This is a genomic window from Ochrobactrum sp. BTU1, from assembly GCA_018798825.1.
In the GTDB taxonomy this organism is placed as follows: domain Bacteria; phylum Pseudomonadota; class Alphaproteobacteria; order Rhizobiales; family Rhizobiaceae; genus Brucella.
Map to the genome: position 1 here is coordinate 220134 of CP076355.1, position 13922 is coordinate 234055.

Sequence of the window (13922 nt, forward strand, 5' to 3'; positions counted from 1 at the left end):
GCTTGTGCGCCTGAAATGGCGAATAGCACCGCGATAGGAGCATGGAATAATGGGTAAGGTTACTGGTTTTCTTGAGGTTGATCGGCAGGTAGCAAAGTACCAGCCAGCATCCGATCGCATTCGTCACTTCCGCGAATTCACGCTTCCCATGACGGATGGTGAAGTGCAGAAGCAGGCGGCACGCTGCATGGATTGCGGCATCCCGTTCTGCCACGGTCCAACGGGCTGCCCTGTGCATAATCAGATCCCTGACTGGAACGATCTCGTCTATAACAACAACTGGGATCAGGCGATCCGCAACCTGCATCTGACCAACAACTTCCCGGAATTCACGGGTCGTGTTTGTCCGGCGCCTTGCGAGGAAGCCTGCACGCTGAACCTTGAAGATGCGCCAGTTGCGATCAAGACCGTTGAACAGGCGCTGGGCGACAAGGCCTATGAGCTTGGTTATATCGTTCCGCAGCCAGCAGCGCAGAAGACCGGCAAGTCAGTTGCGATCATCGGTTCTGGCCCGGCAGGTCTTGCTGCCGCACAGCAGCTGGCACGCGCTGGGCACATGGTCGATGTCTATGAACGCGAAAGCCGTCCGGGTGGTCTGCTGCGTTATGGCATTCCTGACTTCAAGATGGAAAAGCACCTGATCGACCGTCGCGTCACGCAGATGGAAGGTGAGGGCGTCCGCTTCCTTTGCGGCGTAAATATTGGCGTCGACAAGCCGCTGCGCGGTCTGCTCGATACCTATGATGCGGTGCTTTATTCGGGCGGCTCCGAAAAGCCGCGTCCAGCCGGTATTCCGGGTGCAGACCTTGAAGGCGTGCATGATGCCATGCCTTACCTCGTTCAGCAGAACCGTCGTGTTGGCCGCGAAAGCATTGAATCGGTCGCCTGGCATGAAGCGCCAATCCTTGCAGGTGGCAAGCATATCGTCGTTGTCGGCGGTGGTGATACGGCTTCTGACTGCGTTGGCACGGCTTTCCGTCAGGGCGCGGTCAATGTCACGCAGCTCGATATTCGCCCGCAGCCGCCTGAAAGAGAAGACAAGCTGAGCGTCTGGCCTTATTGGGCAACCAAGATGCGTACGTCTTCCAGTCAGGCTGAAGGTGCTAATCGCGAGTTTCAGGTGGCAACGCTTGAATTCATCGGCGAAGACGGCAAGCTCACTCATGTGAAGTGCTGCCAGGTTGATGAAAAGCGCAAGCCGATTGCTGGCTCTGAGTTTTTCATCAAGGCGGATCTTGCTTTCATCGCCATCGGCTTCTTCGGTCCGGGTGAAGACAGCGTGGTGAAGGAACTTGGCGATAAGCTCGAAATCGCAACGGATCGTCGCGGTGGGACTTCCGTGAAGGCCAATGAGCAAGACTATCGCACCAATGTCGATAAGCTCTATGCAGCAGGCGATGTGCGCCGTGGTCAGTCGCTGGTTGTCTGGGCAATTCGTGAAGGCCGTCAGGCAGCCCACGCAATTGATGCGGATCTGATGGGATCGTCCGTATTGCCGCGGTAATTAAAACTTCGTCTCAATAAAAAGCCCGGCTTTAAGCCGGGCTTTTTAGTTACTTTTTTGTACGCGCATTTTGGTCCGAAAACCGGTTTCCACTTTTCGGAATGCGCGTTAGCTCTGCTGACGATTCTTGCGGATTGCCAGATAGACAATGCCTAAGAACACAAACCAGATCGGTGTTACTTTGAGTGCCGCTGCCGTGTCCTGTTCCTGTGCCAGCGCCCAGAGAATGAAGGCAAAGAAGGTAAAGACCATGACGACTGAAGCGCGTCCGCCCGGCAGCTTGAAGGTCGACTTTTCATGCAGATCAGGACGCTTGCGGCGATACTGAAGATAAGACGCAAGAATGATCGACCAGATGAAGATGAAGAGAAGCGCTGAAATCGTCGTGACGATAGTAAAAGCTTCAATGATGCTCTGGCCTGCATAAAGTAGCACAACGCCTGCAAGCAGGAAGATGCAGGAGAAGAACAGGGCATTCACCGGCACCTTGCGGCTGTTAAGCTTGCCGAGTGTCTGCGGTGCTAGGCGCGATGTTGCCAGACCATAAATCATGCGCGAGGTCGAGTAGATGCCGGAATTGGCGCTCGACGTTGCCGAAGTCAGCACCACGAAGTTGACGACATGGGCGGCAATGCCAAGTCCTGCCAGCGAGAACATGGCCACGAACGGGCTGGAGTTTGGATCGACCTGATCCCACGGAATGACCGTGATAATCACGAACAGCGCACCAACATAGAAAAGCACGACACGGATCGGGATCGAATTGATTGCCTTTGGCAGATTACGCGTCGGGTTTTCGGTTTCAGCCGCAGCCGTACCAACCAGCTCGATACCCACGAAAGCGAAAACCGCGATCTGGAAGCCTGCCACAAAGCCGAAGAAGCCGTTCGGGAAGAACCCGCCATTCGCCCACAGATGCGTGACCGAAGCCTGCGTGCCATTTGGCAGCGTGAAATTCGTGATCAGCATATAAGCGCCAGCCAGAATAAGCGCGACAATTGCAACGATCTTGATCAGCGCAAACCAGAATTCGATTTCACCGAAGTTGCGCACGTTTGGCAGGTTCAGCAGCAGCAACACGCCGATCAGGCCAAGCGCCGGAATCCACAGAGCCAGTTCCGGATACCAGAACGATACATAGCCCGAAACTGCCACCACATCGGCAATGCCGGTTACAATCCAGCAAAGCCAGTAGGTCCAGCCAGTGAAGAACTGTGCCCATGGGCCGAGATAGTCGCCTGCGAAATCAGCGAATGAGCGATATTCGAGATTGGACAGCAGGATTTCACCCAGCGCACGCATCACGAAGAACAGCATGAAGCCGATGATCGCATAGACCAGCAGAATGGATGGTCCCGCGAGCGAGATGGTCTTGCCCGAACCCATGAAAAGGCCCGTGCCGATTGCGCCACCAATGGCGATCAGCTGGAGATGTCGATTGGACAGATTGCGTGCAAGATGGGGTTCCTCCTCCCGGTTGTTCTCAACGGGAGGCTTCGATGCAATATTCATTCAGATGCCTCTTATGCATTGCGGCCGCGTCGGGGACGCACCCTCAAAATCATGCCCGGAACGGACAACAGGCTTCTGATAGACGAGGAAATCTGTAATGTGAACTAAGAGAAATATAGCAATTAGGCGAAGAAATGCCGCATATTTCACCACACTTTCAGTAAAAGTTGGCCTGCTCCGCCATTATTATGTTTAAGTATCAGGGATTTACGCTTTTTTGCGGCCAACTGAAGTCATCTGCCCGGCCAGGAGCAGTTTTTCGCTCTGCTGATGGCTTTTTCTCTTCCTTTTTGCGCGATGCCAGCGTTCCGCCCAGCAAGACGCCGCTATTGTCGCGGTCAATGTCGCGCAGACTCACCGGCGCAATGCGATCAACAGGCTTGGCAGGGTCCTGTTTTCCGGCGGTGGGCAACAATTGCTCATTGTCGCGAATGTCGCCGAAAAGCGCCTTTAGAGGCTTCTCTGCGTAGAAAGCGAGTTTGCGTTTGCCGGCAGTGGTGGTGTTGATCCCATCATTACCGCGCAGACGCGCTGTCTGACCGTTGATGTCGAAGCCGGTCTGGCTGAAATTGCCTTCTTCGTCGATAAAACCGTCCCAAACATCAATAAATCTCGCCCCCGCCTTTTCGGATGCGGTGCGATAGATTTCGTTGAGCGCAAGCATATCTTGCGACATGCCGCGTGGCCGAAACGGTGGCTGGCCAACCCATATTAGAGGATAGTTCTTATCCTTGATTTCCTTCATGAACTTGGAAACGCGGGTTTGGTATTCCGCCGTCCATTCGGGCGAGCGAGCCGCAAGACTTTGCCCTTTTGCGGTGATCGCCTGTCGGTCGTTTGAACCGATCATCACGACGACAGCGGCAGGCTTTTCTTCTTCAAGTATCTTGCCGATGCTGGCAGGCCAATCAAAATGGTCGTCGCGGACAAAGCCTGACGAGCCGTTGATACGGCTGACGATCCGCAAATCCGGATTGGTTGCAAAGGCAACGTCGAGACCTTCCGCAAGACCATTGCCGATGAAGTCACCCACCACGAGAACCTTTTTGGCATCCGGCTTCTTTTCAACGAAATTGACTTCGGGCTGCGGGGCAGGTGCGGGTGTTGAGCGGGCAACGGGTGTTGCTTTTTGCGCGCGCTTGGGTTTGGCCGGGCGCACACGTTGTGGTTTTGGCTGCTCATATTGCTGCTGTGGCTGTGCCTTTTTGGGGCCGAACAGCAGGTCGAAAATCGTACGTGGACGCTCCTGTGCCGATGCAGATGACAAGGCGGAGAGAACAATCGCGAAGGCAACAAGCTTAGTTGCTAAAACGCTGAAAGCCGTGTTTTTGAACTGCTTTGTCTGCATAGTTCTTACCTTCCTGCTTCCAGAATTGTAGCGCCCATCGCCAAAAAGAAAAAGGAGCGTACATCAGATGCACGCTCCATTCCTTTTAAGCGGCTTTTAACGGCGGCGGAGAACCGAAAGCACCTCCGCGCTTGGATGGCCGTCTGGCTGCAAGCCATTGCGCTGCTGGAATGCTTCAATCGCTTTGCGCGAAGTTGAACCGATCTTGCCGTCGATCTTGCCGTCGTAATAGCCAAGCGCCTTAAGATGCGTCTGCAATTCTTCACGTTCATTCATGGTGATTGGCGTGAAAGGACGGTTCCAATCCTGGCGCAAACCCTGATAACCACCAATGCGATCTGCAAGCAGGCCAACGGCGAGTGCATATTTATCGGCATTGTTATAGCGTTTGATGACGGAGAAGTTCTTAGCCATCAGGAAGGCTGGCCCCTCACGACCGTCCAGAACTTTCAAAGTGACCTTTTCATTGGCATCTGGGAATGGACGGCCATTGGCGCGAACCACGCCGAGCTTCTGCCATTCAGCAGCCGAAAGTGAGCCGGATGGGAACTTTCGCCCAGCTGGAAGCTGAACTTCATAACCCCAAGTACGACCCGGCTGCCAGCCATTGCGATGCAAAAGGTTTGCGGCGGTGCCAAGAGCATCGGGAACCGAATTCCAGATATCGCGCTTGCCATTGCCGTCCATGTCGACAGCATAGGCCTGGTAGCTGGTCGGGATGAACTGGGTATGACCCATCGCGCCTGCCCAAGAGCCGGTCAGATGTCCGCGGTCGATATCACCGGTCTGGAGAATTTTCATTGCGGCGATCAGCTGCGTGCGGCCGAACTTGGCGCGACGCTGATCTGCATAGGCCAGCGTCGCCAGCGAGCGGATCGTGTCCATCATGACATCGTCGCGCTTGAGGATTTCGCCGTAATTGCTCTCCATCGACCAGATGGCCAGCAGGATATTGCGATCAACTGAGAAGCGCTGTTCGATGCGCTGGAGCCATGGGCCCCATTTTTTCGCCATGCTCTGGCCCACAGCCACGGAATGCTCATTCACGCGGTTGTCGATGTAGTTCCAGACAGGCTCGTTGAACTCCGGCTGAAAGCGCGCTTTGCGCAGTACTTCCGGATCGGGCGAATCGACGCCTCGAAACGCGCGGTCAAATGTCGATGGCGATACGCCATTCTGAACAGCCGTGGTGCGGAAACTGGAAACCCATTTTCTGAAATTGGCATCAGCGAAAGCGCTGCCAGTCGTCAGCCCAGATGCAAGCATTGCCACCGCAACGGTTGCTGTAATCTTGGCGCGCATTCCTCGTCCCAGAGTGAATGGAAATCGCAGCATTCTGTGTTTCCCTTCTGCAATCATATTTTGCCGTGCCTAACGGCGAGTTGCCTTTCATGCCGAGCCTGTTTCAGTTAGATTGCATTAAGTCGCTAATACTATCCAGTGTTGAATTTGGGGCCGACCCTGATGAGGCTTAGAATTATAGGCTTCAGGTTAGCATTTGGTTTACCATGGCGCGATTTACGAAAAAAATTGCCTGAACTTTTATGAAATATTTGAATCAAGTAAGATTAAGGTCAGGTCATCGAATGTGATAAGGAAAAAGACGGAATTTCGTCATTCCTTAATGAAAACGCCCTATTTGAAATGCAATGGTTTCAATGCTTTGATAGCACAACGCTGTTTGTAACAAATCGAGGAGACGAATGAGTTCGATCCGCAAAATCCGTAAGGCAGTTTTCCCGGTCGCCGGTCTTGGGACCCGCTTTCTTCCCGCGACAAAGTCCATCCCCAAGGAAATGCTTACCGTAGTCGACAAGCCAGTCATCCAGTATGTGGTAGACGAGGCCCGCGAGGCCGGTATCGAACATCTGATTTTCGTCACCGGACGCAACAAGGCTGTCATCGAAGACTATTTCGACGCACAGGTTGAGCTTTATTCCACGCTTGCCGAACGCGGTAAGAAGGCTGAGCTTGAGCATCTGCAGGAATTGCAGCCGCAGCCAGGCACCACCAGCTTCACCCGTCAGCAGGTTCCACTCGGTCTTGGCCATGCGGTCTGGTGTGCACGCGAACTGGTCGGCGATGAACCTTTTGCACTGCTTTTGCCAGATATGGTCATGCAGTCGAAGAAGGGCTGCCTCAAGGAAATGGTCGAGCTTTATGAACAAACCGGCGGCAATGTGATTGCCGTGCAGGAATGCGATCCTGAAGAAGCCCATAAGTACGGCATCGTCGGCAAGGGCAATGCGATTGGCAACGGTTTTGAGATCAACCAGATGGTTGAAAAGCCAGCCAAGGGCACCGCACCTTCAAATCTCTATATCAATGGCCGCTACATTCTTCAGCCGGAAATCTTTGAACTGCTAAGCAAGCAGGAAAAGGGTGCTGGCAATGAAATCCAGCTGACCGACGCCATGCTCAAACTTGCAGACCAGCAGAAGTTCTTCGGCTTCGATTACCATGGCCGGACATTCGACTGTGGCTCGAAGTCGGGCTTCATCGAAGCAAACGTGGCTTTTGCCCTGTGGCGTAAGGATATCCGCCCAACGGTCGAAGTTTCGATTGCCGATCTGCTCAAGACGATCAAGCCGGAATAAGTCAGACCGACATCCGGTACCAAGAGAACCCCGCTTTCAAATGTGAAGCGGGGTTTTTGTTTATAGCAATTCCAACAAAAGTGCGAAGCGGTTTTGTGTTGGATGATCTATAAAACAAACAGTTACTGCGGCTCCAACGAACCAATCTAGCTGGAGCCGCAGTAATATAACATGTCGTCCCCCTGGCCAGTTCTCTTGGCATGAAATTCGCTTCCTCAACTACGACAAAGCGAAAGCATGATCGGGAATATGACGGCAGCAAACCAGCATCTGAGGGCGCTTTCATCACAGCGCGTTAACGGAATTGGGCGATTATCGCTTCAGTTCAAGGATGGCCGTACCCGAATTGCAAAGCTTTATCAGGAGGGCGCTGCAAAGATCCGTATGCCACGAGCTGCAACTGATCCTCTTGAGGCTATCCTCATAAATACATCGGGCGGTTTAACTGGCGGTGATCGCCTGAATTGGCAGATGGAACTGGCCAAAAACACGTCAGCTATCATCACGAGCCAAGCCTGCGAACGTATCTACCGCGCGAGCGATGATGAGGCTCGCATCACCACAAGTATCAAGCTTGCAGACGGCACACGTTTTGCATGGCTCCCACAGGAAACCATTCTGTTCAACCAATCTGCGCTATTGCGCAGGCTGGAGATTGAAATGGCTGCAAGTGCTGAACTGCTGCTGGTGGAAACAACGGTTTTCGGGCGGCTTGCAATGGGAGAAAGGGTCGAGCAAGCGCAGTTTCGAGATCGCTGGCGGGTGCGGGTTGGAGATCGGCTGGTTCACGCTGAAGAGTTCAGCATTGGCCCCGACGTGGCCGCGCAATTGAACAGCCGCGCTGTAACCGATGGTGCTGTGGCGATAGCGACAATCCTGATGATTGGGAAGCAAATAGCACGCCATCTCGATAAAGCCCGGCAGATTGTGGGTGAGGATGGGGGATGCAGCATCACCGAGACCGCAGGCGTGGCGAAGCTTCTGATCCGGCTTATGACGTCGGACAGCTATTCGCTCCGCAAGCGGTTGGTACCTCTGCTGACGTTGCTTAATGGAAAGGCACAATTGCCTAAAGTTTGGTCAATTTAAATCCGGCGTGAGCTCAGGTTTTATGCAGGACGATTTGGAACAGGATCATGAATTTAACGCCAAGAGAAAAAGATAAACTCCTAATCGCTATGGCCGCCATGGTCGCCCGCCGCCGATTGGAACGCGGTGTGAAGCTCAATCATCCGGAAGCGATTGCTCTGATCAGCGATTTCGTTGTTGAGGGCGCAAGAGATGGGCGCTCCGTCGCCCACCTCATGGAAGCGGGAGCCCATGTGATTACGCGTGAGCAGGTGATGGTAGGTGTCGCAGAGATGATCCACGATGTTCAGGTCGAGGCGACCTTTCCTGATGGCACCAAGCTCGTCACCGTGCATGAACCAATTCGCTGAAGCGGGAAGACATAGAGCGGTTTCAGTTAAGAATGAATCGTTGGAACCGCTGTAACTGTTTGTTTTTACGCATTATCCGACGCAAATCCGCTTCGCACTTTTGGCGGAAATACTTTAATAAAGGGAGTGATAATGAAAAAATCGATATTTCTTGCGGCAACAGCGATGGCTCTCACAGCAAGCCCTGCCTTCGCGCATCTTAATCCTGCCGAGCATGGTTCGTTCGTGGCGGGTTTCACGCATCCGCTTTCAGGGGCTGATCATATACTGGCGATGGTGGCAGTCGGTCTATGGGCTGCAATGCTTGGCGGGCGGGCGCTGTTTGCTGTACCTGCCGCCTTTGTCGGTGTCATGCTGCTCGGCTTTGTTGTGGCCCTCGCGGGGTTTCCGGTACCGTTTGTCGAGCCGGTTATCCTCGCGTCAGTGGTCGTGATTGGCCTTCTTGTTGCTTTGGCGCTTCCGGTTTCGGATGTAGTTGGCGCCATGATCGTTGGCTTCTTCGCATTCTTCCATGGTCATGCCCATGGCGGTGAAATTGGTGGAGCGGCTTTCCTTTCCTATGGTGCTGGATTTACGCTGGCGACGATCCTGCTCCATGTGGCAGGTATTGGCGTGGGGCTCACAGCCGGGCGCATGATGACGGAGAAAAACTGGCGAATTGCCCTGCGCTTTACGGGTGGCGCGACGGCTCTTGGCGGCCTCATGCTGATGGCCGGATGAGGTGATGCGATGATACCCGGAGAAATCATTACCGCCGATGGCGACATAGAGCTCAATCAAGGCCAATCGACCATTACCCTCAAAGTGGCCAATACCGGCGATCGCCCTATCCAGGTGGGAAGCCATTATCACTTCTACGAAGTCAATGCGGCGTTGTCTTTTGATCGCGAGCAGGCGCGTGGTTTCAGGCTCGATATTGCAGCCGGAACTGCAGTTCGTTTCGAGCCGGGACAGGAGCGTGATGTGACGCTTGTGCCGATTGGTGGAAAACGCGAAATTTATGGCTTCCGTCAGCTTGTCATGGGCAGGCTCTAATCCAGGAAAAAGGGGAATCCCATGCCAGCCAGAATTAGTCGCGTCACATATGCGCAGATGTTCGGCCCGACCACCGGAGACAAGGTTCGGCTTGCCGATACGGAGCTGTTTATCGAAGTCGAAAAAGATATGACCGTCCATGGCGAGGAGGTGAAGTTCGGTGGTGGCAAGGTTATCCGTGACGGTATGGGGCAAAGCCAGCTATCGCGCGCACAAGGCGCTATGGATACTGTCATCACCAATGCGCTGATCCTTGATCATACCGGCATTTACAAGGCCGATGTCGGTCTGCTCGACGGGCGTATTGCGGGCATCGGCAAAGCCGGCAATCCTGATACTCAGCCCGGTGTAACGATTATCATCGGCCCCGGCACGGAGATCATAGCAGGCGAAGGCCGTATCCTGACTGCGGGTGCTATTGATTCACATATCCATTTCATTTCGCCACAGCAGGTGGAAGAAGCTTTGAACTCTGGTGTCACCTGTATGGTCGGTGGCGGCACCGGTCCGGCACATGGTACCCTTGCTACCACCTGCACTCCGGGACCGTGGAACATTGCTCGTTTGATCCAGTCATTTGACGGCATGGCGATGAATTTCGGCGTGTTTGGCAAGGGCAATGCATCCTTGCCCGGCGCACTGGAGGAAATGGTGCTTGCTGGTGCTTGCGGTCTGAAACTCCATGAAGATTGGGGAACGACCCCGGCCTCTATCGACAATTGCCTTGATGTCGCGGACCGGTTTGATGTGCAGGTGGCAATCCATACCGACACGCTCAATGAATCGGGCTTTGTTGAAGATACGCTTGCTGCTTTCAAAGGGCGCACGATCCATTCATTTCATACCGAAGGTGCAGGTGGCGGGCACGCCCCCGATATCATACGCGTCTGCCAATATCCGAACGTATTGCCCGCTTCGACCAACCCCACACGGCCTTATACGGTCAATACGGTGGCCGAACATCTCGATATGCTGATGGTCTGCCATCACCTGTCGCCATCTATCCCGGAAGACATAGCCTTTGCTGAAAGTCGCATCCGCAAGGAAACGATTGCCGCCGAAGATATTCTGCATGACATGGGTGCTTTCTCTATCATCTCATCAGACAGTCAGGCCATGGGCCGTGTTGGCGAAATGATTATTCGCTGCTGGCAAACTGCCGACAAGATGAAGCGGCAACGAGGCGCACTCTCTGAAGATGTACCAGGCAATGATAATTACCGTGCCCGTCGCTATGTTGCGAAATATACGATCAACCCAGCAATTGCGCATGGCATGTCGCATGAGATTGGTTCGGTCGAAGTTGGAAAGCGCGCCGATCTGGTATTGTGGAATCCGGCATTCTTTGGGGTAAAGCCAGATTTCGTATTGCTTGGCGGCTGGATTGCAACCGCCCCGATGGGCGACCCAAATGCTTCCATTCCCACGCCGCAACCCATGCATTACAGGCCTATGTTCGGCTCGTTCGGCAAGGCGCGCACTAACAGCTCGATAACATTCGTTTCTGAAGCCGCGATGGCTGCAGGTTTGCGGGAGTCGATTGGGGTGGACAAACGAATGCTTGCGATCAAAAATACGCGCGGTGGTATTGGCAAACGCTCGATGATTTTGAATGATGCCATGCCGCAGATTGAAGTCGACCCGGAAACCTACGAAGTGCGGGCCAATGGTGAGCTTTTGACTTGCGAGCCAGCGGATGTCGTTCCGATGGCTCAACGCTACTTCCTGTTTTAAAGGTTTGAAATGATAGAAGTAAAGTCAATCATCCGCGCTCATGAAGTAATTGATGCTGTCCCGGCGGGCCATGCAATCCTCGAACGCGATGAGCGCCATCTGCGCCGCAAAGCCATAGCACTTGAAGACGGTGAGAAAATCTTTATGGATTTTGCTGAGCCGGTAGTGCTCGACCATGGCGACCGGTTGGTGCTGGAAGATGGGCGCGAGATCGAAGTTCGTGCCGCCCTAGAGGCGCTCTATGAGGTCCGCGGTCGCGATGCACTCCATATTGCGGAGCTTGCATGGCACATCGGCAACAGACATCTTGCCGCACAGATTGAACCGGATCGAATTTTCATTCTGCGAGATCACGTAATTCGGGAGATGCTCGAAGGGCTTGGCGCCAAAGTTATTGATACCGTTGCAATCTTCAGGCCATTGCGCGGAGCCTATTCGGGCGCGCATTCAGCACACGATCACCAGCATAACCACCATGTCGATCACCACCACGATCACGACTGATCAGAACGTTGCATTGGTGCGCTTGATGGCCTGGCTTTCGCCGGCCTTTCCGGTGGGCTCTTTCAGCTATAGCATTGGGCTGGAACGTGCGGTTCATGATGGTCTGGTAACCGATGTTGAGGGACTGCAAACGTGGCTGCAATCGCTCATCAAGTATGGGTCAGGCTGGAATGATGCTGTCCTGTTTGCGGAAAGCTGGCGAAAGGCCGTTTCAGGTGGTGACCTTCAGGAAGTAGCGGAGCTTGGCGCAGCACTAGCAGGTTCCCACGAACGGCGCATGGAAACTATGTTGCAAGGCTCTGCATTTTTGGTGGCTGCCGAACCTTGGGATCATGTAATTTTCAGACGCCTGCCGTCTGAATGTGCTTATCCTGTTGCGGTGGGTGCCGTGTCCGGCGCGCACGGCATTCCGCTGGGATTGGCACTGAGCGCCTATCTACAGGCTTTTTGCATCAATCTTCTGCAAGCATCCATTCGGCTTTCCGTTACTGGGCAAGCGGGCGTTACAAGCCTGATGGCAGCTTTGGAGCCAACGCTTGTTACGACGGCTGCAAGGGCTGCTCAATCCATATTGGATGACCTTGGTTCGGCAACATTTCTTGCTGAAATCATGGCCATGAAACACGAAACACAGCATTCGAGGCTTTTCCGCTCATGACACAAAAAAACGGACCTTTGCGCGTTGGTATCGGTGGCCCCGTAGGCTCGGGAAAGACGACTTTAACGGAGAAACTCTGCAAGGCCTTACGCGAGAAATATTCCATTGCGGTAATCACAAACGATATTTACACGCGGGAGGATGCGCTCATTCTCGCCAAACATCAGGCCTTGTCTGAAGATCGCATCATGGGTGTGGAGACAGGCGGGTGTCCGCACACGGCGATCCGCGAAGACGCTTCAATCAATCTTCAGGCGATTGCCGAGATGAACAAGCGGTTTCCCGATCTGGATATCGTTTTCATCGAATCTGGCGGTGACAATCTTGCAGCAACATTTTCGCCCGATCTCGCGGATCTGACGCTTTATGTAATTTCCGTTTGTCAGGGCGAGGAAATACCGCGCAAGGGCGGGCCGGGCATCACGCGGTCCGACTTTCTTGTGATTAATAAGAGCGATCTTGCGCCATATGTTCATGTTGATCTCGATATCATGAATGGCGACGCTGCGCGGATGCGTGGCAAGCGTCCTTATGGATTTACTGATCTGCATCGCGGCAAGGGTGTGCAGGAGGTTGTGGATTTCATTTTGGAGAACGGCAATCTTTAGAGATTCATGCGTCGGCACATGGCGATGAAACTCTTAACTGCCTGCGATGCCTCGCTTTTACGAAAAGCCAGTGCCACGTCGGACGTGGTGGAAATTCCAGCAACATCGATATAGCGAATGCCGGGCAAGCCCACAGCACTTAGCGATTTTGGCGCAAGTGCCACGCCCATCCCGATAGATACGCGGCTCGCAATTTCGGTGAAATCGAGCGCTTGAGCGCTGATGTTGGGTTCAAAGCCTGCGATGTGACAGGCTTCGATGGTTGTACCGTGAAATCCGATATCGGCTGGCTGACGCGGGGTGATGAAGATTTCATCCTTGAGTGACGGAAGCTCAATGGTAGCTTGATGCGCCAGCGGGTGCGTTTCGCTGAGAACTGCAACAAGCGGCTCCTTTCTCACCACTAGGCTGGTGAGACCAGGCAGAAGAAGCGCAGGCCACCGCACGAAACCCATGTCGAGGAGCCCTTCGGAAATGCGCGTCAATTGCATCCGCAGCTCCATCTCGACCAGATTGACCGAAACGTCGGGATATTCCTGCTTGAACTTGCGAATGGTCTCGAACACTACGCCCGAATAGGCAGCAGAGGCGACATAGCCGATGGAAATCTGGCCAATTTCACCACGCCCGGCACGGTTGACCGCAATCATCGTCGCATCGACCTGCATGAGTATTTTGACTGCCTCGCGATAAAGCACTTCGCCTGATTGCGTCAGTTGAACGGCGCGTCGCGAGCGATCAAGAAGAGGTGCACCGAGAATGGTTTCCAGCGCCATGATCTGCTGGCTGAGACCGGGTTGGGCAATGCCAAGTTTTGCAGCTGCCCGTTCAAAGTTCTTCTCCTCAACAAGCGCGCAGAAATAACGCAAATGTCGAAGTTCAAAGGATCTGGACGTAAGGAGCTTGCTGCGCTGTTCCGGCATGGCTGTTTCTTTGAATAATTCAAAACTATGGCGATTTTGATTAGCATAACTCAAACTTAT

At 53.7% G+C, this 13922-nt stretch carries 14 protein-coding genes; 10 read left to right on the forward strand and 4 right to left on the reverse strand.

Features of this window, described 5'->3' with window-relative positions; translation table 11 throughout:
- Positions 1 to 49 precede the first annotated feature (49 nt).
- Positions 50 to 1504: a glutamate synthase subunit beta gene (locus KMS41_12305; GenBank protein ID QWK79716.1), complete on the forward strand. Its 1455-nt coding sequence runs from the start codon at positions 50 to 52 to the stop codon at positions 1502 to 1504.
- A 108-nt stretch (positions 1505 to 1612) separates the two neighbouring features.
- Here KMS41_12305 and KMS41_12310 read toward each other — a convergent pair whose 3' ends face one another.
- The 3 genes from KMS41_12310 to KMS41_12320 all read right to left on the reverse strand — a co-directional run bounded on the left by KMS41_12310 (position 1613) and on the right by KMS41_12320 (position 5699).
- Entirely contained in the window at positions 1613 to 3016 is a 1404-nt protein-coding gene (locus KMS41_12310) for an amino acid permease (GenBank protein QWK79717.1), read from the reverse strand.
- Between the two features lie 199 nt (positions 3017 to 3215).
- Positions 3216 to 4364: a DUF459 domain-containing protein gene (locus tag KMS41_12315; protein ID QWK79718.1), complete on the reverse strand. Its 1149-nt coding sequence runs from the start codon at positions 4362 to 4364 to the stop codon at positions 3216 to 3218.
- A 96-nt stretch (positions 4365 to 4460) separates the two neighbouring features.
- Entirely contained in the window at positions 4461 to 5699 is a 1239-nt protein-coding gene (locus KMS41_12320) for a lytic murein transglycosylase (GenBank protein ID QWK79719.1), read from the reverse strand.
- A gap of 368 nt (positions 5700 to 6067) precedes the next feature.
- Here KMS41_12320 and galU point away from each other — a divergent pair, with 368 nt between their 5' ends.
- From galU to ureG, 9 genes are all read left to right on the forward strand, one after another.
- Positions 6068 to 6961, forward strand: a complete 894-nt coding sequence (gene galU, locus KMS41_12325; GenBank protein QWK79720.1) for a UTP--glucose-1-phosphate uridylyltransferase GalU — start codon at positions 6068 to 6070, stop codon at positions 6959 to 6961.
- 249 nt (positions 6962 to 7210) lie between these two features.
- Positions 7211 to 8050, forward strand: coding sequence for an urease accessory protein UreD (locus KMS41_12330; protein ID QWK79721.1), 840 nt, complete (start codon positions 7211 to 7213; stop codon positions 8048 to 8050).
- 47 nt (positions 8051 to 8097) lie between these two features.
- Complete coding sequence (locus KMS41_12335; GenBank protein ID QWK79722.1) at positions 8098 to 8400, forward strand: urease subunit gamma; 303 nt, start codon at positions 8098 to 8100, stop codon at positions 8398 to 8400.
- A 132-nt stretch (positions 8401 to 8532) separates the two neighbouring features.
- Positions 8533 to 9120: a HupE/UreJ family protein gene (locus KMS41_12340; GenBank protein ID QWK79723.1), complete on the forward strand. Its 588-nt coding sequence runs from the start codon at positions 8533 to 8535 to the stop codon at positions 9118 to 9120.
- 9 nt (positions 9121 to 9129) lie between these two features.
- Positions 9130 to 9435, forward strand: a complete 306-nt coding sequence (locus KMS41_12345; GenBank protein QWK79724.1) for an urease subunit beta — start codon at positions 9130 to 9132, stop codon at positions 9433 to 9435.
- A 21-nt stretch (positions 9436 to 9456) separates the two neighbouring features.
- Positions 9457 to 11169 carry an urease subunit alpha gene (ureC, locus tag KMS41_12350; GenBank protein ID QWK79725.1) on the forward strand — a complete coding sequence of 571 codons (1713 nt, stop codon included), beginning with the start codon at positions 9457 to 9459 and terminating at the stop codon, positions 11167 to 11169.
- Positions 11170 to 11178: 9 nt separating this feature from the next.
- A complete protein-coding gene (gene ureE / locus KMS41_12355) occupies positions 11179 to 11673 on the forward strand; it encodes an urease accessory protein UreE (protein ID QWK79726.1) in 495 nt (164 codons plus the stop codon).
- Positions 11645 to 12331, forward strand: a complete 687-nt coding sequence (locus KMS41_12360) for an urease accessory protein UreF (GenBank protein QWK79727.1) — start codon at positions 11645 to 11647, stop codon at positions 12329 to 12331. Before ureE ends, KMS41_12360 begins: the two co-directional genes overlap by 29 nt.
- On the forward strand, positions 12328 to 12939 hold the full coding sequence (gene ureG, locus KMS41_12365) for an urease accessory protein UreG (GenBank protein QWK79728.1): 612 nt from the start codon (positions 12328 to 12330) through the stop codon (positions 12937 to 12939). Before KMS41_12360 ends, ureG begins: the two co-directional genes overlap by 4 nt.
- On the opposite strand, the gene KMS41_12370 is transcribed toward ureG, so the two are convergent.
- Positions 12936 to 13862 (reverse strand): LysR family transcriptional regulator, encoded by a 927-nt coding sequence (locus KMS41_12370; GenBank protein QWK79729.1) that lies wholly within the window; start codon positions 13860 to 13862, stop codon positions 12936 to 12938. The two genes, ureG and KMS41_12370, sit on opposite strands and share 4 nt — an antisense overlap.
- Positions 13863 to 13922 lie beyond the last annotated feature (60 nt).